Origin of the sequence: Rhizobium hidalgonense, assembly GCF_005862185.2 — a bacterium.
Lineage (GTDB): Bacteria > Pseudomonadota > Alphaproteobacteria > Rhizobiales > Rhizobiaceae > Rhizobium > Rhizobium hidalgonense.
Window position 1 is genome coordinate 3704068 of sequence record NZ_CP054027.1, and the last position, 23364, is coordinate 3727431.

The 23364-nt window shown below is 60.5% G+C and carries 25 protein-coding genes and 2 tRNA genes; 11 read left to right on the forward strand and 16 right to left on the reverse strand.

Annotated elements, in window-relative coordinates; genetic code table 11:
• Window positions 1-8: 8 nt before the first annotated feature.
• Together FFM81_RS17985 and FFM81_RS17990 are read right to left on the reverse strand one after the other, a co-directional pair.
• A complete protein-coding gene (locus FFM81_RS17985; protein WP_037092481.1) occupies window positions 9-782 on the reverse strand; it encodes a response regulator transcription factor in 774 nt (257 codons plus the stop codon).
• Window positions 783-1556: 774 nt separating this feature from the next.
• Window positions 1557-2645 (reverse strand): hypothetical protein, encoded by a 1089-nt coding sequence (locus tag FFM81_RS17990; protein WP_138386285.1) that lies wholly within the window; start codon window positions 2643-2645, stop codon window positions 1557-1559.
• Between the two features lie 466 nt (window positions 2646-3111).
• Between FFM81_RS17990 and FFM81_RS17995 the strand changes: the two genes are divergently transcribed.
• From FFM81_RS17995 to FFM81_RS18015, 5 genes are all read left to right on the forward strand, one after another.
• Entirely contained in the window at window positions 3112-3687 is a 576-nt protein-coding gene (locus FFM81_RS17995; protein WP_003570442.1) for a hypothetical protein, read from the forward strand.
• A gap of 90 nt (window positions 3688-3777) precedes the next feature.
• Window positions 3778-5493, forward strand: coding sequence for a type I secretion system permease/ATPase (locus FFM81_RS18000; protein ID WP_138386284.1), 1716 nt, complete (start codon window positions 3778-3780; stop codon window positions 5491-5493).
• A gap of 14 nt (window positions 5494-5507) precedes the next feature.
• Window positions 5508-6947, forward strand: a complete 1440-nt coding sequence (locus tag FFM81_RS18005) for an HlyD family type I secretion periplasmic adaptor subunit (protein WP_138386283.1) — start codon at window positions 5508-5510, stop codon at window positions 6945-6947.
• A 7-nt stretch (window positions 6948-6954) separates the two neighbouring features.
• Window positions 6955-7233 carry a transposase gene (locus FFM81_RS18010; RefSeq protein WP_003570447.1) on the forward strand — a complete coding sequence of 93 codons (279 nt, stop codon included), beginning with the start codon at window positions 6955-6957 and terminating at the stop codon, window positions 7231-7233.
• A gap of 238 nt (window positions 7234-7471) precedes the next feature.
• Window positions 7472-8731 (forward strand): MgtC/SapB family protein, encoded by a 1260-nt coding sequence (locus FFM81_RS18015; RefSeq protein ID WP_097535748.1) that lies wholly within the window; start codon window positions 7472-7474, stop codon window positions 8729-8731.
• A gap of 420 nt (window positions 8732-9151) precedes the next feature.
• On the opposite strand, the gene FFM81_RS18020 is transcribed toward FFM81_RS18015, so the two are convergent.
• The 11 genes from FFM81_RS18020 to FFM81_RS18070 form a co-directional block, all read right to left on the reverse strand.
• Window positions 9152-10129: a phosphodiester glycosidase family protein gene (locus FFM81_RS18020; RefSeq protein ID WP_138386282.1), complete on the reverse strand. Its 978-nt coding sequence runs from the start codon at window positions 10127-10129 to the stop codon at window positions 9152-9154.
• Window positions 10130-10421: 292 nt separating this feature from the next.
• Window positions 10422-10497, reverse strand: a tRNA-Phe gene (locus FFM81_RS18025).
• 180 nt (window positions 10498-10677) lie between these two features.
• On the reverse strand, window positions 10678-10890 hold the full coding sequence (yacG, locus tag FFM81_RS18030; RefSeq protein ID WP_003570452.1) for a DNA gyrase inhibitor YacG: 213 nt from the start codon (window positions 10888-10890) through the stop codon (window positions 10678-10680).
• Window positions 10891-11026: 136 nt separating this feature from the next.
• On the reverse strand, window positions 11027-11647 hold the full coding sequence (locus tag FFM81_RS18035) for a Maf-like protein (RefSeq protein WP_003570453.1): 621 nt from the start codon (window positions 11645-11647) through the stop codon (window positions 11027-11029).
• Window positions 11648-11706: 59 nt separating this feature from the next.
• Entirely contained in the window at window positions 11707-11925 is a 219-nt protein-coding gene (infA, locus tag FFM81_RS18040; RefSeq protein ID WP_003545338.1) for a translation initiation factor IF-1, read from the reverse strand.
• Between the two features lie 123 nt (window positions 11926-12048).
• The gene (locus FFM81_RS18045) at window positions 12049-12525 is read right to left on the reverse strand and encodes an arsenate-mycothiol transferase ArsC (RefSeq protein WP_138386281.1); all 477 of its coding nucleotides are present in this window, start codon (window positions 12523-12525) and stop codon (window positions 12049-12051) included.
• A gap of 5 nt (window positions 12526-12530) precedes the next feature.
• A complete protein-coding gene (locus tag FFM81_RS18050) occupies window positions 12531-13004 on the reverse strand; it encodes a UPF0262 family protein (protein ID WP_003570455.1) in 474 nt (157 codons plus the stop codon).
• A 4-nt stretch (window positions 13005-13008) separates the two neighbouring features.
• Window positions 13009-14307 carry a histidinol dehydrogenase gene (hisD, locus tag FFM81_RS18055; RefSeq protein WP_138386280.1) on the reverse strand — a complete coding sequence of 433 codons (1299 nt, stop codon included), beginning with the start codon at window positions 14305-14307 and terminating at the stop codon, window positions 13009-13011.
• A gap of 58 nt (window positions 14308-14365) precedes the next feature.
• Window positions 14366-14797, reverse strand: a complete 432-nt coding sequence (locus tag FFM81_RS18060) for a DUF2948 family protein (protein WP_097535756.1) — start codon at window positions 14795-14797, stop codon at window positions 14366-14368.
• 203 nt (window positions 14798-15000) lie between these two features.
• Window positions 15001-16293 carry a UDP-N-acetylglucosamine 1-carboxyvinyltransferase gene (gene murA, locus FFM81_RS18065; RefSeq protein ID WP_097535758.1) on the reverse strand — a complete coding sequence of 431 codons (1293 nt, stop codon included), beginning with the start codon at window positions 16291-16293 and terminating at the stop codon, window positions 15001-15003.
• Window positions 16294-16363: 70 nt separating this feature from the next.
• A complete protein-coding gene (locus tag FFM81_RS18070; RefSeq protein ID WP_173883826.1) occupies window positions 16364-16576 on the reverse strand; it encodes a hypothetical protein in 213 nt (70 codons plus the stop codon).
• Between the two features lie 155 nt (window positions 16577-16731).
• Between FFM81_RS18070 and FFM81_RS18075 the strand changes: the two genes are divergently transcribed.
• The 4 genes from FFM81_RS18075 (at window position 16732) to FFM81_RS18090 (ending at window position 18860) form a co-directional block, all read left to right on the forward strand.
• Window positions 16732-16806: transfer RNA gene (locus tag FFM81_RS18075), tRNA-Thr, on the forward strand.
• Window positions 16807-17015: 209 nt separating this feature from the next.
• The gene (locus FFM81_RS18080; RefSeq protein ID WP_003570465.1) at window positions 17016-17246 is read left to right on the forward strand and encodes a DUF2842 domain-containing protein; all 231 of its coding nucleotides are present in this window, start codon (window positions 17016-17018) and stop codon (window positions 17244-17246) included.
• Window positions 17243-17986: a metallophosphoesterase family protein gene (locus FFM81_RS18085; protein ID WP_025415300.1), complete on the forward strand. Its 744-nt coding sequence runs from the start codon at window positions 17243-17245 to the stop codon at window positions 17984-17986. The genes FFM81_RS18080 and FFM81_RS18085 overlap by 4 nt, the downstream gene beginning before the upstream one ends.
• A gap of 631 nt (window positions 17987-18617) precedes the next feature.
• Window positions 18618-18860, forward strand: coding sequence for a DUF982 domain-containing protein (locus tag FFM81_RS18090; RefSeq protein ID WP_003570471.1), 243 nt, complete (start codon window positions 18618-18620; stop codon window positions 18858-18860).
• A 267-nt stretch (window positions 18861-19127) separates the two neighbouring features.
• Here the strand turns inward: FFM81_RS18090 and FFM81_RS18095 are convergent, their stop codons facing one another.
• The gene (locus FFM81_RS18095) at window positions 19128-19391 is read right to left on the reverse strand and encodes a hypothetical protein (protein ID WP_097535778.1); all 264 of its coding nucleotides are present in this window, start codon (window positions 19389-19391) and stop codon (window positions 19128-19130) included.
• A 57-nt stretch (window positions 19392-19448) separates the two neighbouring features.
• Window positions 19449-19709, reverse strand: coding sequence for a BON domain-containing protein (locus FFM81_RS18100; RefSeq protein WP_003570473.1), 261 nt, complete (start codon window positions 19707-19709; stop codon window positions 19449-19451).
• Window positions 19710-19829: 120 nt separating this feature from the next.
• Here FFM81_RS18100 and FFM81_RS18105 point away from each other — a divergent pair, with 120 nt between their 5' ends.
• Together FFM81_RS18105 and FFM81_RS18110 are read left to right on the forward strand one after the other, a co-directional pair.
• Window positions 19830-20111 carry a hypothetical protein gene (locus FFM81_RS18105; RefSeq protein ID WP_003570474.1) on the forward strand — a complete coding sequence of 94 codons (282 nt, stop codon included), beginning with the start codon at window positions 19830-19832 and terminating at the stop codon, window positions 20109-20111.
• A 104-nt stretch (window positions 20112-20215) separates the two neighbouring features.
• Window positions 20216-22276 (forward strand): ATP-dependent helicase, encoded by a 2061-nt coding sequence (locus FFM81_RS18110; protein WP_097535762.1) that lies wholly within the window; start codon window positions 20216-20218, stop codon window positions 22274-22276.
• A gap of 1 nt (window position 22277) precedes the next feature.
• Here FFM81_RS18110 and FFM81_RS18115 read toward each other — a convergent pair whose 3' ends face one another.
• Window positions 22278-23330 carry an enoyl-CoA hydratase/isomerase family protein gene (locus FFM81_RS18115; RefSeq protein WP_138386278.1) on the reverse strand — a complete coding sequence of 351 codons (1053 nt, stop codon included), beginning with the start codon at window positions 23328-23330 and terminating at the stop codon, window positions 22278-22280.
• Window positions 23331-23364: the final 34 nt, after the last annotated feature.

Sequence of the window (23364 nt, forward strand, 5' to 3'; positions counted from 1 at the left end):
CGGGCGATCTAACTCGGCGAGGCGTCAGGCCCGCCGGCGGCTCTTTGAATCAAGCGGGCAACCACTTCAGTCCGGTTTTGCGCCTGCAGCTTTCGCATTATGTGCTGCAGATGCATCTTCACCGTATGCCCTGACAAATTGAGTTTTCCTGCAATGACCTTATTTGAACAGCCGGATTGCAACTCAGCGAGGACATCCGCCTCCCGGGGAGTGAAATCGGCAAGCGCCAAGTACTGCGTTCTCTCATCCAAGCTTTTTTCGGCCTCGCTTCTGGCCGGGCTATGCTCATTCGAGCCGTTTGCGGCCGTCCCCAAAAGCTGTGGGAAAAATGTTCCTCCTGCCAGAACCAGACGAAGACCGGCAAGGGCAATGTCGATGGGAAGGGAGGTCGAGAAAAAGCCGCGGATGCCCATCTTGAGCGCCTGACGGGCGATGATGGCGTCATCCGTACTTGAGAGCAACGTGATAGGAATCTCAGGAAAACGTGCAGCGATCGCGGCGAGATCATCGCGCAGGCTCGTGCTCTCAACGCCTCTCCCGGCCAGATCCAATGCAATCAAACGCACCTCGGCTCCAAGCGCCCGATCGAGACTCTCGGTCGAGATCAAATCGATAAAGTTCCACCCGGCGAGTTCACGCTCAAGAAGCTTCACCACGGTCGTGCGCGCCAGTGTCGAATGCTCAATAATGATCACAGTTGGTGCATTGCGCCGGCGCTTTATTCCAGCACTGTCGGACACTTGCGTGCTCCCCAGAAGTTGTGCAACCCAACAGCTATTCATATTATTCCAGTTCTCGCTGCATGTCATGATAAAAAGCGAGTGTATTCTCAATATCAATAGTCTGATCTCTCACGATAATTCTTATAGTCTATAAGATATCATCGATAGATAATTGTGGCTCGCAGAGCACATTCAAGATATTTTTCATCATGAGCCTCTGGTTCGACTTGCCCGTGAAGAGTTTTGAGTCTTCGAAAAATTACGTACGGGAAGCGGGTAAACAAATCTTCAAAAGACACTGAAAAGCCAACCGATCTTCTACCGACATATTCAGCAAGAAGCTGCTCGATACAACGATCCATCGATCGGCGCGGCTTTGGTTGCCTATCGCAATTCAAAACAGCCGTAAACGCCGACAGCAAAACGACAAACGCGGAGAGCAAAAATGCCTGAGATCGCCGACTACCCGTTATGATTACTGAAAACTGAGTTCTGATGACGCATTAATACCAGTTTAGCATCGTTTTCCCTTTGGAACCGCGCCGGCGCCGACAGATACCGGCCAGAGATCACGGCCTCCATCGGCCGGAATCGCCGATAATGCGGATAAGGTCATGGCGGAACGGTCGGTATCTCGGTGAGCCGGTCGTTGCGGCCCATGCCGGGGAGACGAGTACCGGGCGGAGGAAGCGAACCAACATATGGTTTGAAAAATGGCACCAGGAACAGTCTCGTGCCGTTGGGCCTGCGCAATACAAGTGAGGATTCTATCATCGAGAACAGGATGTCGTCCGAAGACCGCTCACACTTCATTCTCTAGCTATGCATGATTCTCTAGCTATGCATGAAACTCAGAATGTCGTCTACGAGAGCCGAATGGGCGTCCGTGAGGTTGCCCTCTCCGCCGTGGCCTCCGATACCGGCCAATTGAAGCGCGTGCTGATCATAGAGAACATGATCGACCTGTTGGGCGTCCGCCGTTCCACCGGCGGGAACGGCAATGTTGATGGGATGGAAATAACCGAAATTGACGTCGACCATGCTGCCGGTCGACGATCCGTCGCCGCCCCCGCCACCGGCATGGTTGCCGGTAAAAATCGTGTCCGACGACAGGTTGAAGCCACCGCCATTACCGCCGATGCCTGCAATCTGCACAGTGCCCTGATCGAAAATGACGTTGTTTGTCTGATGAGCCTCCGCCGAGCCGCCTGCGGCGCCGATGGCGATGTTGATCGGCGAGAAGATGGCGATGCTCACGTCGACCATGCTGCCGACGAAATATCCATCGCCGCCGTGGCCCGCGTAAAAGTCGCCAGTCAATGTCAGCGCAGTTCCCGGGCTCATCGACGAGCCATGGGTCGCGACATTATGGTCTCCACCCGAGCCGCCCATGCCGCCTATCTGGGTTGCGCCCTGAAAGAACATTGCGTTGTTCGATTGGTCGGCGTGAGCCTCCGCGCCGGGGCCAGCGGCCACGGCAGTATTGACGGGGGCAAATAGCGCGACTTCAGTGCTGACCATCCCACCGTAGAAGACGCCATTGCCGCCGGTGCCGGCATGACTGGCGCCCTCGCCGCTGCCGATGGCAACATTGCCGCTTCCGCCATTCCCGCCGATCCCAGCCATTTCGGTGGGATGCTGATTGATGAGCGCATCGTTGCCCTGGAAAGCGTCGGCACTCGAATGAGGTCCCGCGATCGCCGCATTGGACGGCATGAAGACGGCCAGTGCGTTGCTGCTGATCACGCCTTCGCTGATCCCGTCACCACCGCTGCCGGCTGAATTATGGCTTGGACCGGAAGCGACATCCAATGGAAGCCAGGTCGGCACCAATGCCAGGTGCCCCGCGGCCACGTTGGGGGCGAGGTGTTGATCGGTGCCCGTCTTGGGCAGGTCTTCCAATAAGGGACGAGATTCCGCCATTACCGTCTCCATTCGCGGTCGACCGCAGATCCGCCAAGCATGCGGCGCCATGCAGCCTGAATTGTTGAGGCATTGTGCATCTGAACCTAGCAAAAGCAGAGCCTGCAATTCGTCTACATCCAGTCGGCTAGTTCTGTAGCCATTTGGCGGTCATGGCCGACGTGCCCGTTGTGCGTGTTGAAAGCACCAAATCGGTCTTTGGATGAGAGGTCTGGCGTCGCTTCGGTGAATCGAGATCATGACCACCACCCTGCGCCAAATCACCGAGCACCAATCCAAATAACGCTACGTCACATCAAGTATACACCCGAAGGAATGCCTCCGAATATCCGGGTAGTTCGAAGTTTAAATCGCAGGCAATATTCGTCCGCGGTCGTATTGGCTGCGGTGACATGCTGGAACGCAGGCCGCAGGGGGACGCCGTAAAAATAAACACGCACGAAACCAAGTAGAAGGAGTGACATCAATGCCTATTCCACAAATCTCCGACACGATTCATCTCAACCATCCGGATGCGGGTGACGCGAATGCCGGCAACGGTGGTGATGGCCACAATGATGGGAACATCAACTACAACCCGGTCGCCTATGTCGACCCCACACAAAAGGTCTACGGGGCAACGACCGATGTGCACAACGGCGATCACGTCTGGCAGACGGCAGATTGGGACGCCGGCCATGGCGGAAACGGTGGCTTTAGCCAAGCCCAGAACAACTTCCTGGCGGCACTCGCGCATAGCGGCCCCGGCGGCGACGGCGGAGATTCCAACTCCAACGGCAGTCAAGGAAACACAAGCGGCGGCGACACGGCTGCGGTGGCTGCGGCGACGACCGCGACACAATATACGCAGCTTATGGCCGATCAGCACGCCACCATCCTCGCCGGTGTCGGCGGCAACGGCGGCAACGGCAACACGGCTCATGGCGGCGATATCTCGTCGGCTTTGGTTCACTCGGATCCCGAAACGACGACGGTGACCAATTCTCTCGATCACTTCATAAACGCCTTCGGCCATATCGACGTCGACCATCTCGGCTCCTGAACTCAGACATCAAGGGCCGCTGGTTTCGGCCGGCGGCCCTCAAGGTAAGCAGCCTCTTCTTGTCAGTATCAAGTGCAGCGAGATCTGATAATGACAACGATTTCCATAAAGCCACCGCGCCCGCCGACACAGCTTGTTGTTGCGCTCCGGGCTTGTGCCGGAGCCTTCGGGTTGGTCTTCCTTTACAGCTGCGGCTACAATCTCTTTCTTCTCACACCTTCGATCTATCTCCTGCAGATCTATGACAGGGTCCTGTCGAGCCGAAGCGTCGACACACTCCTGATGCTGACAATGATCATCGCCATCGCCGTGTTGGTCGGGTCGACGCTGGATATCGTGCGCAGGGCAGCGCTCTCGCGCATCGGCAGCTGGCTGGACCACAGGCTGCGGCCAATGGTGCTCACCGCATCGTTCGAATATGCCGCTCACGCCGATACGGGAGCCGCCACGGAGTGCTACAGGGATCTCGCCGCATTACGGCAGTTCCTCGATTCACCGGCCAGCTCGCTTTTATTTGACGTTCCCTGGGCGCCGGTATTCCTGCTTCTGCTCTTTCTTGTTCACCCGCTGCTTGGAACCATCGGTCTCCTGTGCGCAGTTGCGCTGCTGCTGTTTGCCTTGGCGACGGAAGTAGGGACGCGGGCGCCGCTTGCTCACGCTAATCTTGCCCTTTCGAGGAGCTATCTGCGATTTGCGACCGCGCTGAAAAACATCGAAGTGATCCGGGCCATGGGCATGCAGGACGGCGCAGCGCTGATCGTCTATCGCGATGCGGAAATGGCAAGAAGGGCGCAGGACATCGCGATGCATCGCACGGAGATCATTCTTGGTTTCTCCAAATCGATCCGCACGCTTGCGCAGATCCTGATGATGGGATCGGCGACATGGCTGGTGCTCGTCAACAGCGGCAGTCCCGGAATCATCTTCGTGGCGAGCCTGCTGCTCGGGCGCGGGCTTGCACCGATCGAAGGCGCAATAGGGGCATGGCGCTCCTTTATGTTCGCGCGCAACGCCTTCAATCGCTTGAACAGAATGCTGATAACAGTTGCATCGGAATGCGATGCCCGAATGGTGCCGCTGCCGGAACCCAATGGCCTCGTTCTCGATAATGTCAGCTATATCAAGCCATTCGCCGATCGGCCGATATTGAGCGATATCACATTGCGCCTGGCGCCTGGCGATTGCATTGCGCTCATCGGTCCGTCGGGGTCGGGAAAATCGACACTTGGTCGCATCATGGCGGGCGTCGTGCCGGCGACAAGCGGATATGCGCTTCTCGGCGGGGTCGATATCTCGGCTCTGCGCCTTTGCGGGGGAACCTGCCATGTCGGATACCTGCCGCAGGATATCGAACTCTTCGGCGGAGCAATCAAGGATGTGATCGGCCGGCTCGATGGAGGAGATCCGGGCAAGGCCATCGACGCCGCAAAGCTGGTTGGATTGCACGACGCGATCATGCGGCTGCCGCAGGGCTACGAGACCGACATCGGTGAAGGTGGCAACCTGCTCCTGCGGGCGCAGCGCCAACAGCTGGGACTGGCACGGGCGGCCTATGGAAATCCGTCTCTTATCGTTCTCGACGATCCGAATTCGAGCCTGGATTATGACGGCGAACGCATGCTGTTTACCGCAATCGAGCGCATGAGATCCAGGGGGATGACCGTGGTTATCATAACGCATCGGATGGGGATCCTGCCGGTCACCAACAAGATTGCCATCATGCGTAATGGAATGGTGGCTGCCTTCGGCGACAGCGAGCGGATCTATGAAACCTATCTTCAACCACCGGCTCGAACGGGAACCTAGGGAGTGACGATGCCATGACCCTTGTTCCACTGGACGCAACGCCGGCGAAACTTTCAAATTCGTCAAGGATGGGCCAGCGGTTTGCTCAACGATCGACAGCCAGGCAACAGACGGCCTATCTGCCGGTGATCGAACAAAAACAGCGCGGACCCGCCGCCCCTTCGCCCATGCCGGTGCTTAGAGGCGTTGTCTGGACGGGCAACCTGCTGATTCTCGTTTTTGTCATCGGATTGGGAATCTGGTCGGCTCTGGCGCCGCTGCATAGCGCTGCGGTCGCGTCGGGCGTGATCGAACCGGAGACCAGCCGCAAGACCATTCAGCACCTGGAAGGCGGAATTGTGCGACGAATTCTTGTCAGAAACGGCGATACGGTGATGGCCGGGCAAATCGTGATAGAACTCGACGACACGAAGTCCCGCTCGGAGCGCGACAGCATTCAAGGCCAGCTTTGGGACGCCGAAGGCAGCCGCGCCCGCCTGCTTGCGGAGCAAACGGGCGGCGACCATGTCGCCTATCCCGAGGATCTCAGGGCCGCCATGGACAAATATCCATCGGTCAATGCGATTCTGATCGGGCAACAGAAAATCTTCGAAGCCCGCCGCCGGGTCATGCAGGCGGAAATTCAGATCGCCAATGAAAAAATCGCGCAGGTGCGGCAGGAAATCGTCGGACTTGGCGCGCAGAAGGCAGCGCTGGCCGACAGAGCCGCAATCTCGCAGGAAGAACTGGATCAGGTTACTGTCCTCACTGCCAAAGGACTGGAACGAAGGAGCAGGCTTCTCAACCTGCAGCGCGAAAAAGCAGACCTTGACGGCCAGCAGGGCCAAGTCGAGGCACAGATCGCTCGCGCCTACCAGGTGATCAGCGAGGCACAGGCCGATCTCGCAAAGCTTGAAAGCGACCGGTTGAGCGAAGTCGCCCAGGGCATGCGCGATACGGAAAGTCGGATCATGCAATTGCGCGAGCACTTGCGGGCGATCGACGACCAGCTTTCAAGGACCGATATCAGGGCTCCCGAAGATGGAACAATCATGAACCTGCGTATCCACACATCAGGCGGGGTGGTCGGCGCGGGCGAACCGCTCGTCGATCTACTGCCACGCTCCGATCGCCTGATCGTCTCTGCCCATGTCAGACCGGAGGACATCAATCTTGTCCATGCGGGGCTGGAGGCACAGGTTCACCTCCTTCCATACAATCAGCGGCGCGTTCCACTGCTTAAAGGTCGGGTCGAGTATGTGTCAGCCGACCGCCTCACCGATACGCAGAGCGGCCAGCCCTACTTTGCCGCGACAATCCGCGTAACGGACGAGCGGCTGGCGAAAATGCGTGATGTCGAACTGGTCGCGGGCATGCCCGCACAGACACTGATCGAAACCGGCAAAAGCAGCGTAGCGCTCTATGCTGTCAGACCGCTTCTCGACAGTTTTAACAGAGCATTTCGTGAGGACTGAAGCGGTGATGGGCAAACGAAAATTTGACGACGACCAGATTACGGGCATTCTGAAGGAGCATCAGGCCGGAGTGACGGTGGCCGATGTTTGCCACAGATACGGCATCAGCGAGCCGACCTTCTATCGGTGGCAATCGCTGCAGTTCGGAAATGTCGGCCTCCATGCCAGAAGGGTGAGAGCCCTGGAGGAGGAGAACCAGAAGCTCAAGAAGCTTTTGGCCGAATCCATGCTCTCGGCGGCAACACTGAGCGAGATGCTGGCGAAGACATCGAAGGGGCGAAACTGACCGCTGAACAGAGCGGTCAGTCGGCCGCCTTCTGGTCCGCGCCACCACGCTTCGCGCTGCTATCAGTGCGCCACTGACCTCGCGTCCTGGTCGATTTGGCCCGGGCGGATCATCGACTATACTGCACCGGAACTGCCGTGCCGGATGCCGATGCACTCATCCTGGGAAGGCAACGGCGCCCGGCAGCTCGAGAGTCAGGGATTTAAGCGCTCGCGCCGGATGTTGCGAAGAGTCGACGATGACTTCATTGGTTATGACGGACGCATTTCAACGTCTCAGCCTCGCGCTCGCGATCGGCATCCTCGTCGGCATCGAACGTGGATGGCAGGAACGCGAGGCCGCGCCGGGCAAGAGAGTGGCGGGCATCCGCACCTATGGCCTGTCGAGCTTCCTCGGCGGCATTTGCGGTTTTCTGCAGCCGATCACCGGCCCGATCCTGCCGACGGCGATCTTTGCGTTTTTCTGCATCACCATCCTCAGCTTCAGCCGCATGCAGGCCGAGCAGGAGAAAGACTACAGCGCAACCGGCGCTATCGCCGCGATCACGGTGTTCGCGCTCGGCTTCGGCGCCGTGGTTGCCGACATGACGGCGACGGCGGCGAGTGCCGTGGCGGTGACGGCGCTTCTGGCGGCGCGGGAGCCGCTGCATGGATTTCTCCGGAAACTGACCTGGCTCGAGTTGCGGGCCGCGCTGATCCTGCTGACCATGACGGTTGTCATTCTTCCCATTCTTCCCAATGAGACGGTCGACCCCTGGGACATGATCAATCCCTTCGAACTGTGGATGCTGACCGTCCTGGTGGCAGCCGTCTCATTTGCCGGTTACGTGATGATCAGGCTCAGCGACGCCACGGCCGGAATACTGCTGACAGGCGCCTGCGGCGGCATCGTGTCCTCAACGGCGCTGACCCTTTCCTTTGCCCGCCAGTCGGTCGAGATGCCCGCCCTCTCACCGCTGCTTTCGGCAGGAGCGATGCTGGCTGGAGCCGTATCGCTCACCCGCGTGCTGTTGATCTGCGGCGTCATCGCGCCCGATGTGCTGATGGAACTCGCCGCATCGCTCGGCCCGGCTGCTGCGATCCTTGCCGCGGGCGGTGGCCTTGCCGGATTGTGGCGGCGCTCCGAGGGCGGTTCCGATTTTTCACCGAAAAATCCGCTGGAGGTGATGGTCGTTTTCCGCTTTGCACTTCTGCTTGCCGCCGTGACGATCGTGACACGGGCGACATTGGCCGCCTTTGGAACTCAGTCGCTGCTTGCCGTCGCCTTCATCACGGGACTGGGCGATCTCGATGCGATCACCCTCTCGATCACCAAGCTGTCGTCGCCAGCCGTGCCTGCGGATGCGGCCGCCCACGCGATCGCGGTTGCCGCCTGCGCCAATCTCCTTGCCAAAGCCGGTCTTGCGGCAAGTGCTGGAAGCCTCGGCTATTCGGTGCGGCTGGCGATCACAACCGGCATAGCGATCCTTGTCGGCGCGGCCGGCTTGTTGCTGACGTGAACGGCTTGCCGCCAAAGCCGCACGGCCGACGGAACAACCGTTGATCGGTTTTTCACATTCTATCCAAATTGCGCAGGCAAGATCGGCGGCGCTCCAGCGAAAGCATTCTTTGTTAACGTGTGGACTTCACTTAATCGCTGCAATCCATCGAGCAATGTCTCGATGCGCCGACTGGAAGCCGATCGCGCGCTTTATCGCGCCAAGCAGCCGGGCCGAAATCAGGCCGTCATGCCGAGCCTTCCGCCGACATGCAGATACAGCGGATCGGTGCATAAAGATTCTAAAGTCCGAGTCGGCGGCGCAGACCACCGGTGCTGTCCTCCTGCTGAGCATTTGGTCAGCTGCCGCCCCGACGGGTCGCTAGAGATCCAAGCGGCCGGCGGAGACGAGAAGTATCGGACTTGCGGCTTCGACCTCAAACTATCTCCGCTCGACCGTCAAAACCATCGGCATAGCCCAAGCGGCCTGAAGAATCGGCCAACGCAGCAGTTTGACATTGTCATCCTCGACCTGCGCTTCCCATCGCGCATAAAATTTCTGGCTATAGCCGTTCAGCCGGACGCTGCGGCAAGCGATGGGTCCGCCGTCGAGGTTGAGGGCTACCTTGAGATCCAGCGGCGACGCCTTGAGAAATTCCGCCAAGCGGTCAAGCGAGAAGAATGCTTCCTTCGTCGTGCCGATCACGATGCGGCCTGAGCCATCCTTGGCGACAAAGGTACGGTTGGCCAGCCAGCGGCTTTTCACGTTCACATGGGTTTGCCCATCGTCGCCGATGAGGAGCGGATAAGAAACCATCGCATTCGTCGCGCCGGCAAAGGCACTTCCCCAATCTTGGTGGGTCAGGTCACGGATGTCAGAGGAGGCAGCATCCGCGATGAAGGCGCCGGCCTTCGCATCATACTGCCTGGGACCCATCGCTACACCCTCACTGATGAAGGGCGTGCCGGGCCGGCCATGCATGTCGTAGTAGCTGCCGTTGACGATCAGCACGGCCTTGGGCAAGGCATGCTCCCATTCGTCAATGCCCGTATCACCCTTTGGCGCATTGTGGACGACGAAGCGGAAGCGCGTAGGATCAATTCTGCTGAGGAAAATGCGATCGACTTCGCGGCCATCGGCAAGCACCGGCAGCTCTGCCACCTCGAAGCCAATCTCAGGTTCTTGCCAGACCAGCGACCCCGGCTGCACGGCCGGGACTGGGTTCTTCAACGCCAATTGCATCGAAGCCGACAGCCGCTCATCCTCGGGCTTCACGGTGATCCAGTAGGTTCCGCCACGGCGCAAGATAGTATTGAACCCATAGGTGCCCGCGACCTGCCGGAGCCAACCGGCGCCGACAACAATTATCACGGCCAAAGCTGCAGTCAGCCCGAAGAGAAGCTTGCGAATTACTGACATCAAAAATTCTCTGTATGAAAATAGTTAGGTTCGGTATGCGGCGCGATGCGTTCGCCCTGCGCAGATGCAATTTTAAGTGAGGCTTTTCTACGACGTCCGAAAATGCCGGAACGGTAAGTGCGGCGCCCTAGTTAGGGATCCGTATCCGTAGTCTTTTTTTGGACATGCTCAGTGATCGAAGACGGGATCGCCGCAGGACCTGCAGCCTCCTGGTATCCGCGCATGGGGCTTCCGCAAATGATTCCGGGCGATCCGTTGGATCATCCTTGCGGTATGGCTGCTCTTGAGATTGTGGTGCCCAGGACCGGAATCGAACCAGTGACACGCGGATTTTCAATCCGCTGCTCTACCAACTGAGCTACCTGGGCTAACCTGCTTCCGATGGTTCCCTTTCAGAAAAAGAACCGCGGGGCCTTGGTTCGCCCCGGAAGCGAGCGGGGTTATAGCATCTTGTTCGGCCATGGCAAGCGTCAAATGACTCTTTTTTGACGGTCTTGCCGGTTTTGCGGATTCATGAGGAAAAATAAGAGCTTCGTGGGTCGAATTCTCTAGATTTCCTCATCGGGATATTCGGCCTTCGTCTCGTCGTCGGCAACCGGAATGGCATAGGCGCCGGTCAGCCAGCGGGAGAGGTCGACCTCGCGGCAGCGGTTGGAGCAGAAGGGATAATGTTCGCGGTGCGAAGGTTTGCCGCATTCAGGGCAAGGGCGCGCCTTGCGCAGCGGTTCGACCTTGGCGGCAGCTTTCTTTTCTTCGGGCATGATCGGTCCGTCCTAAAGCACGTCGCGCAAAATTGTGCAGCGGTTTCGCGATAACGACATGCGAGAAAATAGAGCCTTAAAGCGCGACGCGCTGATCTAAAAATCGTGACGCGCTTTAAGCATGGGCCTTCGGGACTCAGCCCTCTGGCCACCGGCTATGCACGTCGAAGCCTTCGCCGGTCAAAAGCACGATGGTTTCATAAAGCGGCAGGCCGACGACATTGGTGTAGGAGCCGACCATCTTCTGCACGAAGGTGCCGGCAAGGCCCTGAATGCCATAGGCGCCTGCCTTGCCGCGCCACTGGCCGGAGGCCAGGTAGTTTTCGATCTCGAAGCCGGAGAGGCGCTTGAAGCGCACCTTGGTCTCGACGATCTTCTGGCGGATCTTGCGATCCGGCGTCACCAGGCAAACGCCGGTGTAGACGAGATGGTTGCGTCCCGACAGCAGATGCAGCGAGCTCAACGCCTCGTCGGCGAACTCGGCCTTGCCGAGAATGCGCCGGCCGACGGCGACCACTGTATCGGCAGACAGGATATAGCTGCCCTTCCAGGTGATATCACTCTTGATGGCGGCAAGCGCTGCTTCCGCCTTCTCAGCCGAAAGCCGGCGCGCGAGCGAGCGCGGATGCTCCGACTTCTTCGGCGTCTCGTCGATATCCATCGGCATCAGGCGCGAAGGCTCGATGCCTGCCTGGTTGAGCAGGTCGACGCGACGGGGCGAGCCCGAGGCGAGAATGAGCTTGTATTTCAGCGCCATGGAACCTCGACCATCGGCAGACGGGAGCGAAAACCCTTAGCAGGGCCTTCGGGGCAAGCTTACTTGAAACGGTAGGTAATGCGGCCCTTGGTCAGGTCATAGGGCGTCATTTCCACCAGCACCTTGTCGCCGGCGAGAACGCGGATGCGGTTCTTGCGCATGCGGCCGGCGGTATGGGCGATGATCTCGTGTTCGTTTTCGAGCTTCACCCGGAACGTCGCATTCGGCAGAAGTTCGGTGACGATACCGGGGAATTCGAGGACTTCTTCTTTAGGCATATAGTGGTTTTCTTCCTGTGGGTTGAATAGGCAGCGCAGCGCGCGCCCTTAAAATTTGGGCGGAAACTACACAATCAACGAGGGTTTGTGAACCTTGTTGATCAGGCTTTCCTTTATTTGTTTTTATGCCGATTGCGCGGCAATGCCATTTCGTTTGAGGAGCCGGCTTTCGATGAGGCCGGACAGGTGATCGCGGACCTCACGGTAGCTTTCCAAAATCTGCTCGCGCGTGCCGCTGACGACGGTCGGATCCATCGTCGGCCAGTAGACGACATCGACCGCGCTCGACCGCGTCAGCTCGAGTGCGGCGTGGTGGGCCGGCGGCGACAGCGTGATGATCAGATCGAAATAATCGTCCTCGAGTTCTTCCAGCGTCTGCGGGAAGCGGCGCCCGAGGGACAGGCCGATCTCATCGAGCACGACATCGACAAAGGGATCGCGCTCGCCGGCGCGCACGCCGGCCGACCTGATGTAGGTATTGGCAGGCAGAAGACTACGGGCGATCGCTTCGGCCATCGGCGAGCGGATGGCATTCATCCCGCACATGAAGAGGATGGCGCCCGGCCTCTTTCCCTCCTCGATGTCGGCGCCGAGATCCATGGCCGTCACCCGCGCCAGTAGAGCACGCAGACCAGGGTGAACAGCCGCCGGGCGGTGTCGAAATCGACCTCTATCTTGCCGGCCAGCCTGTCCTTCAGCGTCTGCGAGCCTTCGTTGTGGATGCCGCGCCGGCCCATGTCGATCGCCTCGATGCGGCTTGGCGTCGCCGACCGGATCGCTTCATAATAGCTCTCGCAGATCATGAAGTAATCCTTGACGATCCGCCGGAAGGGGGTCAGCGACAGGATATGGGTGGCGACATTGCCGCCCTCTTCCGTGGTGATGGCAAAGACCAGCTTGGAGTCGACCAGCGAGATGTTCAGCCGGTAAGGCCCGCCGGCATGGCCGAGCGGCGCAAAACTGTTCTCCTCGATCAGATCGAAGATGGCGACGGCGCGTTCATGCTCGACATCGGGCGTCGAACGGCCGATCGTATCGTCCAGGACGACGTCGCAAAGCCGGAAATCGCCCGCCGCCATCCCCTCACCTTTCGAGGTTGAGGCGGATCGCAACCGATCGCGCATGGGCATCGAGGCCTTCGGAGACGGCAAGGGCGATCGCCGCCGGACCGAGGGTGCGCAATTGCTGCGGGCCGAGCCGCAGGATCGAGGTGCGCTTGACGAAATCGAGCACCGAAAGGCCGGAGGAGAAACGCGCCGAACGCGCCGTCGGCAGCACGTGGTTCGACCCGCCGACATAATCGCCGATCACCTCGGGCGTATGAGCGCCGATGAAGATTGCGCCGGCATTGCGGATGCCGTCGAGCAGCGGGTCCGGATCGGCGACGGCAAGCTCCAGATGCTCGGCAGCGATGCGGTTGGCGAGCGGAATGGCCTGCTTCAGATCGGCAACCAGGATAACGGCGCCGAAATCGCGCCAGCTTGCCGCCGCCGTCTCGGCGCGGTTCAAGGTCTTCAGCTGGCGTTCGACCGCCTGCTCCACCGCCTTGCCGAATTCGCCATTATCGGTGATCAGGATCGCCTGGGCGCCGGCATCGTGCTCGGCCTGCGCCAGGAGGTCGGCGGCGATCCAATCGGGATTGTTATCCTTGTCGGCAATGACAAGCACCTCGGAGGGGCCGGCGATCATATCGATGCCGACCGTGCCGAAGACATGGCGCTTGGCGGCGGCGACATAGGCATTGCCGGGGCCGGTGATCTTGGCGACCGGGGCGATCGTTTCGGTGCCATAGGCAAGAGCCGCGATCGCCTGGGCGCCGCCGACACGATAAATCTCGGTGACACCAACGAGCTTGGCGGCGGCAAGCACCGCCGGATTGACGGCGCCGCCGGTGGCGGGAACGGCGATGACGATGCGATCGACGCCGGCGACCTTGGCCGGCACGGCATTCATCAGCACCGAGCTCGGATAACTCGCCGTGCCGCCCGGAACATAGAGGCCGACGGCCTCGATCGCCGTCCAGCGCGAGCCGAGACCGACGCCGAGATCGTCCTCATAGATATCGTCCTTCGGCAGCTGCCGGCGATGATGGGATTCGATGCGCAGTGCCGCGAGCTTCAGCGCCCCCAGCACTTCGGCAGGCACGGCCTCGATGGCAGCATCGATCTCCTCAGGCGTGACGCGCATCGGCACGGTGGCGTAATCGATGCCGTCGAACTTCAGCGAATATTCGGCAAGCGCCACATCGCCACGTGCACGCACGTCGTCGATGATGGCGCGAACGACGGCGTTCACATCCTCGGATACTTCGCGCTTCGTCGTCAGGAAGGCGGCGAAATGCTGCTCGAAACCTTCCGATGCCTGATCCAGCCAGATTGCCAAGGCCGATATTCCTTCTCAACTCGAAACCACAATGTTCAAACGTCCGGCGTCAGCCGCGTCAGAGGTGGCGAGGCTTGGAGGAGGCCTGCCAGGCACCGCCTATATCGGCCATCTGGACCTCGATGCATTCGACATCGAGCGCAATCGAGGCAGTGCCGGACAGCGACAGCTCGATCGTGCCCTCCGGTCCATCGTCCTTCTTGTCGAAACGCAGCGCCAGCAGCGACAACACCTCGTCCCGTTTGCCGCGATCGATGCCGAGCGAGCGGACCGCCAGCACCCGCTTGAAGACCAGGGCCGCCCGGCGGCGCTCGAAACCCTTGCGCTTGCGCTCGGCACCTTCCCAGACGAAACGATTGACGGCAAGCGCGAACTGCGCCTCGCGCGGCGACCAGTCGATATCACCGACCTTGAAGACGCTGTCCTGCATATGCGCGGAAATGACCGCAAGGTCTTCGTCATCGAGCGCGACAAGCTTCAGATCGGTCATTCAGCCTCAATCCCCAGAGCATGATGCCGAAAAGTGTGAGCGGTTTTCGGACAACATCATGCTCTTACCAATATTCAGAACAGGATTCGGATTCCAGGCCGCCTAGCCTGGAAACATCCTGTTCTGGCATCGCCGGAATGGCGATGCGTCAGACAAGGGAAATAAGATGCCGCGATCAATTACGCAACCGCGATGAAGAGCGCTTACTCGCTGATGCGCTCGACGACGGCGCCGCAGCGGGTCAGCTTCTCTTCGAGCCGCTCGAAACCACGGTCGAGGTGATAGACGCGGGAGACGGTGGTTTCGCCCTCGGCGGCAAGGCCGGCGATGACGAGCGAGACGGAGGCGCGCAGATCGGTCGCCATGACGGGGGCGCCGCGCAGGCGCTGGACACCCTCGATCTTCGCCGTCTGGCCCGACAGCGTGATCCTGGCGCCGAGGCGGGCAAGCTCCTGCACATGCATGAAGCGGTTTTCGAAGATGGTTTCGGTGACATGCGAGATGCCCGTAGAGCGGGTCATCAGCGCCATGAACTGCGCCTGCAGATCGGTGGGGAAGCCCGGGAAGGGATCGGTGACGATATCGACCGGCTTGATGCCGGCGCCGTTGCGCCTGACGCGCATGCCGTTGTTGGTCGACGAGATGTCAGCGCCGGCGCGGCGCAGGGTTTCCAGCGCGGTGTCGAGCAGCGCCACATCGGTATTTTCGAGCACGACGTCACCGCCGGCCATGGCAACCGCCATGGCATAGGTGCCGGTCTCGATGCGATCCGGCAGGACGCGGTGGCGGGCGCCGGAGAGCGAGGTGACGCCTTCGATGGTAATGGTGGCCGTGCCGGCGCCGGAGATCTTGGCGCCCATGGCGTTCAGGCAGTTGGCGAGATCGACGACCTCGGGCTCGCGTGCGGCATTGCCGATGACAGTCGTGCCGCGGGCAAGCGTTGCCGCCATCATCATCACATGGGTGGCGCCGACCGAAACCTTCGGGAAGGTGTAGCGCGCCCCGATCAGGCCGCCATTCGGCGCCTTGGCATTGATATAACCGGCATCGATTTCCATGGTCGCGCCGAGCGCCGTCAGGCCCTCGATGAAGAGATCGACGGGGCGCGTGCCGATGGCGCAGCCGCCCGGCAGCGACACGCGGCAATAGCCTTCGCGCGCAAGCAGCGGGCCGATGACCCAGAAAGAGGCGCGCATCTTCGAGACCAGCTCATAGGAAGCGGTGGTATCGACGATGGTGCGGCAGGTGAAATGGATCGTGCGGGCGTAGGAATCTTCCTGGCGCTCGCGGCGACCGTTGACGGCGACATCGACGCCGTGATTGCCGAGGATGCGCATCAAGAGCTCGACATCGGCCAGATGCGGCACGTTTTCCAGCGTCAGCGTATCGCTGGTCAGAAGCGAGGCGATCATCAGCGGCAGTGCGGCATTCTTGGCGCCGGAAATCGGAATGATGCCATTCAGCTCATTACCGCCGACGATTCTGATACGATCCATGTGGGCTTACTTCCTGAAAGTTCTGCCTTGAAAGAAGGAGTGGGGTGTTTAGGGGATTTATCAAAACGCTTCAATTGGCGAGGGACGGAACATTACGATCGTCCATTTTTGCGGCGGGCAGGCCATTTGTTTCGTCGGCCTGGCCGGAACGGCGGGCGCGCACCTGTTTGCGTCTTGAAAGATTTTCTCTGAGCTTGTCGGCGGCGCGCTCGCGGCGCAGTTTCGCCTGTGCCTCGATGGCCTCTTTGCGGCTCTGCTGGCCGGTTTCGGTCTTGTCGTTCATGCAAACAGGATTAGCCGAATTCGCGCCGATCCAAAAGGCCCCTGCGCGCCAATCCACGCGAAGTTGGAATTTGCTGCTTGCGCTTGCCGTCAAGCTGTGGCAATAGCCGCCCCGTTCCCGCAATTGAGCCGCTTGGCTCCACGGGTCCTGGTCCTGCTGCCGTAGCTCAGTGGTAGAGCACACCCTTGGTAAGGGTGAGGTCGGTGGTTCAATCCCACTCGGCAGCACCAGTTTCTCCAACGATTTCAAAGAGAAAACTGCAGACTAGAAGCCACCACGGCTGCACAGAGCAACGCAATCACCCAGAACATAACGCGAATTGCGAAGACAATCCGTGCAGCTTGTTCCCTCGACGTTCTCGCTCCTCGATGTCGAAGCTTTAGCAGTTGGTCGAAAGTAACGGAAGAAGCCCGCGAAACCTGCCAACCAAAAGACCTGAATGCCCCTACGCTTGAGAAAACTGATCGGCACCGGCCTGGTCATCATCCTCGTCATCGTCTACGCGCGGGCGGCCACCACGTTTGCCTCGCTTCTCCTCGGCACGTCACCCTGGTGGGTGCATATGGCCTATTTGTTTTTCACCGGCCTGTTGTGGATTCGACCCGCCATGCTTATCAAGTGGACGGAAAAGCCCGCAAAAACCGCGTTGAGCCGAAAGACGATACCATGAAAATCGCAGTGATCGCCGATATCCACGGCAATGACCTCGCCCTTGAAGGCGTGCTTGCCGATATCGCAGCACTGGGCATCAGCGACGTCGTCAATCTCGGCGATCATCTCAGCGGTCCGATGAACGCAGCCCGAACGGCCGACATCCTGATGGCGCGCAATTTCCCCTCGATCCGCGGCAATCACGATCGCTGGCTGGTCTCTCTGGAACCGGCTGAGATGGGTAGCTCCGACAGCATGGCGCATGCCGAGCTGCGGCCGCACCATCTCGACTGGCTGCGCACCCAGCCCGCGACGCTCGTCCACCGGCAGGAGCTGTTTCTCTGCCATGCCACGCCGCAGGACGATCTCACCTACTGGCTGGAAGACCTGACGGCTGATGGCCTGGTGCATATGTCCGGGCGAAAGCGGATCGAAAGCTTCGCCGAGGGGATCGATTTTCCCGTCATCCTCTGCGGCCATACCCACATTCCGCGCTCTGTGCGGCTGGCCGACGGCCGGCTTGTCGTCAATCCCGGCAGCGTCGGCTGCCCCGGTTATGACGATGACGAACCGGTGTTTCACATGGTTGAAACCGGCTCGCCCGACGCATCCTATGCCATCCTGGAAAAGGTGAACGGCTGCTGGAACGTGACCTTCCGGCGCGTCTCCTACGATCACATGACGATGTCGAACCTTGCCCGCGAACGCGGCCGTAACGAATGGGCCAATGCGCTCGCAAGCGGTTGGGTCGGCGTTTGACGGATCTGGCATGGCCGTCGGGGCAAAGTGCGGGATATTGCGGCCGCAAAGGACCTCAAGCTGAAGATCCATGCGAATATGCAGGCCCTGGAAGCGGGGCAGCGAGTTAACACAATCGAATATGCCCTCGACATACTATCGATGAAGTCTTCTCTGATGGGATATAGGCGGCGATATCTATCGTCCCCCCTTCCCCAGCCTCCCAAGGTTGGCCCGCAAATATTCTCACTGCATTCTTTGGATCGGTTTGGAGAGGCGCACGAGGAGAGCGTCTTCAGCCGATATTTCTGCGCCATGGGCGAGAGCCGGCATAACCAGCGCCTCGCAAAGAAAAGCGGCCCGGATCAATTTCGATTTAAACTCATGTCGAGCCCTTAGCTTTCCCAGCACGGTAACGGCAGTATCGCGTCCGCGCTATACAACTTATTTGCGATTACGGAAAAATTCCGATTGGCACGCGCACCCGCGATCCTTCCCCATGCAGGCTGACTTTTCGCCTTATCAGCAACAAACGATTCACCATTGTTGGCCGCGAAAATCACGCTAGAATAGCTGTTATTGCGGCGTCTCCACCGAGGAATAGGGAGGCGCTGCATGCTTTGTTTCTGTCGACAATCGTGGAGGAGCATTGATGGCAACTGAAAAATGGAACAGCCCGGTCAAGGTCGGTTTCGAAGATGCCGTCGCGCGAACGGTCAGCGGGCCGTTCGATGCGCTGAAATGCCTGGCGGATTTCTGGCCGAACGCCCGCGGGCTGCACTATATCAAGGCCCGCAGCACCTGCCGGGCGGCACTCGATGGACGCAAGAGCGTGGAAGAGGCGAGAGCCGAATTCCTGGCGGCGGCCGAAGAGGCAAAGCTGAAGCTGCATTAGGGCGCTACGCGTCGACAAGACGTGAAAGCACGCGTCCCACGTTGAACTGGTCCTTCGGTCGGCATTTCCGTAAATGGAGCGTGCCAGAACGGTGCAATGCTTTAATTTCTTTAACCCTGCATCGAAGCCGTGCCGGGTTTTGGTGCAACGGGCGTTGCGCCTGATATCGCTGTATTCATAGAAGATGCCCAGCCATCATGATGATGGTCAGAGGCTCGTTACCTCTGCGGCAACGCGGGCGAGCCTCGTTTGGGCAAGCCGGATGGCTCAGCAGGCCGCGCCGGCCTCATCCTCCACCTCGAGATAACCGACGCCGATGATCGTGCCGTCCGTCGCGCGGATGAAGGATGGCAGGTAGAGCGGCTCTGCGGGCGTGCAGGCGCTCGTCCCGGTATATTCGTTGAGGGCGATCTGGTCTTTCGGCAGGGCGGAATAGTTTGTACCGGTTTCAAGCGAGGCGTAGGCGGAGCCGGCAAAGACACCACACCCCATGATCAAGGTCGTTGCCCAGAGGCGAGGAAGCAACTGCATGATGGTCTCCAGCGTTTCGATCCGGCATTTCAACACCCGGGAAGACACTTGGTTCCCTCAGCGCCGCAACAGGCGGCTGCGCACATAACCGCGGCCGACGATGCTTTCGGCGATCTCGATGGCGCGCTCGACATCGCCGCGCTGGTGCACGAAACCTTCGAGAATGACATAGGAGCCCGATGTGGTGACGGTGATTTCCTCGGCGTCGAGATCGGCGTCCGCATGAAGGGCGCCCTCGACCGAGGCGCGGGTCGCCGCGTCGCCGTGCCCTTCGCCACCGGAATTTTCATGCACCATGAATGCCGGAACCCCAAGCACCTTCACCGTCTCCTGCTGGTTGATCTGGTTTAACGCCGCAGCGAGGCATTTCGTTGCGACCCTTGGCGAAAGGGGCTGCGATTTCCATATTTGGATGCAGTCGAAAGAGGGATGACGACGATGAACGCGGTTCTGCCCACCCTATTCTCCGGGGCATTGTTAACCGGGGTCTTGCTGACCGGCTGCTCTTCGGCCGAGGGGCCGGCACTGGAACCGATCCCCGGCAGCATCACCTATGGCGGCCAGCCGCGAACGAAGCTGACCAAATCGCCGATCGGCAGCGCCGTCCATCACCAATTCTACAACGGGACCGGCCAGCGGGTGGAGGAAACCTATATTCTTCAGCCGGATCGCAGCCTGAAACTGGTGCGACGGGTGGTCGGCCCGGATTTCCCCGATTGAGGCACTCGCACACCACAACGCTTGACAGCGGCGGAAATCGCGAACATTCAAGGAACATCTAATCTTTCCCCAGTGATTCTGCGGAAGCCCGACCGGACGGCTGGATGTATCTCGAAAAGCTCAATCCCCAGCAGCGCATGGCCGTCGAACACGGCACGCTCACTGACGGCAGCCATATTGCCGGGCCGCTGCTGGTCATTGCCGGCGCCGGCTCGGGCAAGACGAACACGCTGGCGCACCGGGTCGCCCATCTGATCGTCAAGGGCGCCGATCCCCGCCGCATTCTGCTGATGACCTTCTCGCGCCGGGCCGCGGCCGAGATGGCGCGGCGCGTCGAGCGCATCTGCCGCGATGTGTTGGGTGCGAATGCCGGCATCATGGCCGACGCGCTCAATTGGTCCGGCACCTTCCACGGCATCGGCGCGCGGCTGTTGCGCGACTACGCCCAGCAGATCGGCCTCGATCCTGAATTCACCATCCATGACCGCGAAGACAGCGCCGATCTGATCAACCTCATCCGGCACGATCTCGGTTTCTCCAAAACCGAAAGCCGGTTTCCGGCCAAGGGCACCTGCCTTGCCATCTATAGCAGGGCGGTGAATTCGGAAACCGCGCTCGAGCAGGTCCTGCGCGACGCCTTTCCCTGGTGCGCGGCCTGGGAGAAACAGCTGCGCGAGCTTTTCGCCTGTTATGTCGAGTCAAAGCAGGCCCAGAACGTGCTCGATTACGACGATCTGCTGCTCTACTGGGCGCAGATGGTCGGCGAGAGCGTGATTGCCGAGGATATCGGCAGCCGCTTCGACCATGTGCTGGTCGACGAATATCAGGACACAAACCGGCTGCAGGCCTCGATCCTGATGGCGCTGAAGCCTGGTGGCCAGGGGCTGACCGTCGTCGGCGACGATGCCCAATCGATCTATTCGTTCCGTGCAGCGACGGTGCGCAATATTCTCGATTTTCCCGGCGCCTTCAGCCCGGCTGCCGATATCGTCACGCTCGACCGCAATTACCGCTCGACGCAGCCGATCCTGGCGGCGGCCAACGCCGTCATCGATCTCGCTTCGGAGCGTTTCACCAAGAACCTGTGGACCGAGCGGCAATCGGCCGAGCGGCCGCGGCTCGTCACGGTGCGCGACGAGGCCGACCAGGCGCGTTATGTCGCCGACATGGTGCTCGACAATCGCGAGGAGGGCCTGACGCTCAAGCAGCAGGCCGTGCTGTTCCGCGCCTCGCATCACAGCGGGCCGCTGGAGGTCGAGTTGACCCGGCGCAACATTCCCTTCGTCAAGTTCGGCGGCTTAAAGTTTCTCGACAGTGCGCATGTCAAGGACATGCTGGCTACGCTGCGCTTCGCGCAGAACCCGCGCGACCGGGTGGCGGGTTTCCGGCTGATGCAGATCCTGCCCGGCGTCGGGCCGTCGACGGCGCAGAAGGCGCTCGACCTGATGGCCGAGGATGCCAGCCCGCTATCGGCGCTGGCCGAAATGCCGACGCCGCCACGCTCCGGCGAGGACTGGACTGCATTCGTTTCGATGCTGCAGGAGCTGAAATCCGGCAAGGCCGGCTGGCCGGCGGAAATCGAACTGGCGCGGCAATGGTACGCGCCGCATCTGGAACGGCTGCATGAAGACGCCGCGACACGCCAGGCCGATCTCTTACAGCTCGAGCAGATTGCCGGCGGTTATGCCTCGCGCGAACGTTTTCTCACCGAGCTCACCCTCGATCCGCCGGATGCGACCAGCGACCAGGCCGGCGTGCCGCTGCTCGATGAGGACTATCTGATCCTGTCCACCATCCATTCCGCCAAGGGCCAGGAATGGACAAGGGTCTTCATGCTGAATGTCGTCGATGGCTGCATTCCGAGCGATCTCGCCGTCGGCGCCACCGCCGAAATCGAAGAGGAACGCCGGCTGCTCTATGTGGCGATGACACGTGCGCGGGACGGTCTCGATCTGGTCGTGCCGCAACGCTTTTTCACCTACGGGCAGAACGCGCAGGGCGACCGGCACGTTTACGCCTCGCGCAGCCGCTTCATTCCGGCGACGCTGCTGCAGTTCTTCGAAGCCTGCAGCTGGCCGCAGGTGAAATCGCAGTCCGCCGCGCAAGCCCAGGCGCGGCAGGTGCGTATCGATGTCGGCGCCCGCATGCGCGGCATGTGGCGATAGCTTAGAGCTCAAGCGGCGGTTCGGCCGGTTTCAGGAAGCGCTCGACGGTCGCGGCCCCGACGGCCTCGACTGAGGCGGGTGACCATTGCGGATTGCGGTCCTTGTCGATGACGGCGGCGCGGATGCCTTCGAAAAAGTCGGGATTATCCAGCATCTGCAGGCAGGCGCCGAGTTCGCGGCCGAGGCACTCGGCAAGTGAGGCGCTGCGGCGACCGGCTCTCAGCAACGTCAAGGCCAGCTTCAGGCTGGTCGGTGAGCGGGTCAGCATCACCCGGCGCGTCTCGGCGGCGAAGTCACCCTCCTCGCCTGCCAACGCTGCCAGGATCTCCTCGACAGTGTCGAAACGGAAAGCGCGATCGATCGTCGCCGCATTCTGGCTGAGCCGGCTTTCTCCGGCAGGCTCGGAAAGCGCCTGAAGCACTGCATCGACATCGCCGGAGGCGCTGCCGCGCGGCAGGGCTGACAAAACATCGATCACCTCGCCAAGCCGCGACGAAGCGATCTGAACGTCGGCAAGACCCGCATGGATCGCGTCGGCCGCACCAATATCGAGCCCGGTCAGGCCGAGCCATGTTCCAGCCTCGCCTGATGCCTGCGGCAGCAGCCAGGTGGCGCCGACATCGGGAACATAGCCGATGCCGGTTTCCGGCATGGCCAACCGCGTGCGCTCGGTGACGATGCGGTGGCGGCCGTGCGACGACAAGCCGACGCCGCCGCCCATGGTGATGCCGTCCATCAGCGCGACATAGGGTTTGGGGTAGGAGGCGATCTGGTGGTTGAGGCGGAATTCCTCGCGCCAGAAGCTTGCCGCCAGGCCGTCGCCGGCCCGGGCGCTCTCATGCAGGGCGCGGATATCGCCGCCGGCGCAGAGGCCGCGTTCGCCCTCCCCCGTTATCACGACGGCCGCCACCTGGTCATCCCCGGCAAAACCATGAAGCGCCTCGGCGATCGTCCGGATCATCGGCAGCGTCAGGCTGTTCAGCGCCCGCGGCCGGTTGAGCCGGACGAGGCCGGCAATTCCCCGCCGTTCAATGATGATTTCGCCGTCCTGCATGGTTCACCTCATCCTTTGCGATAGGAATAGCCGA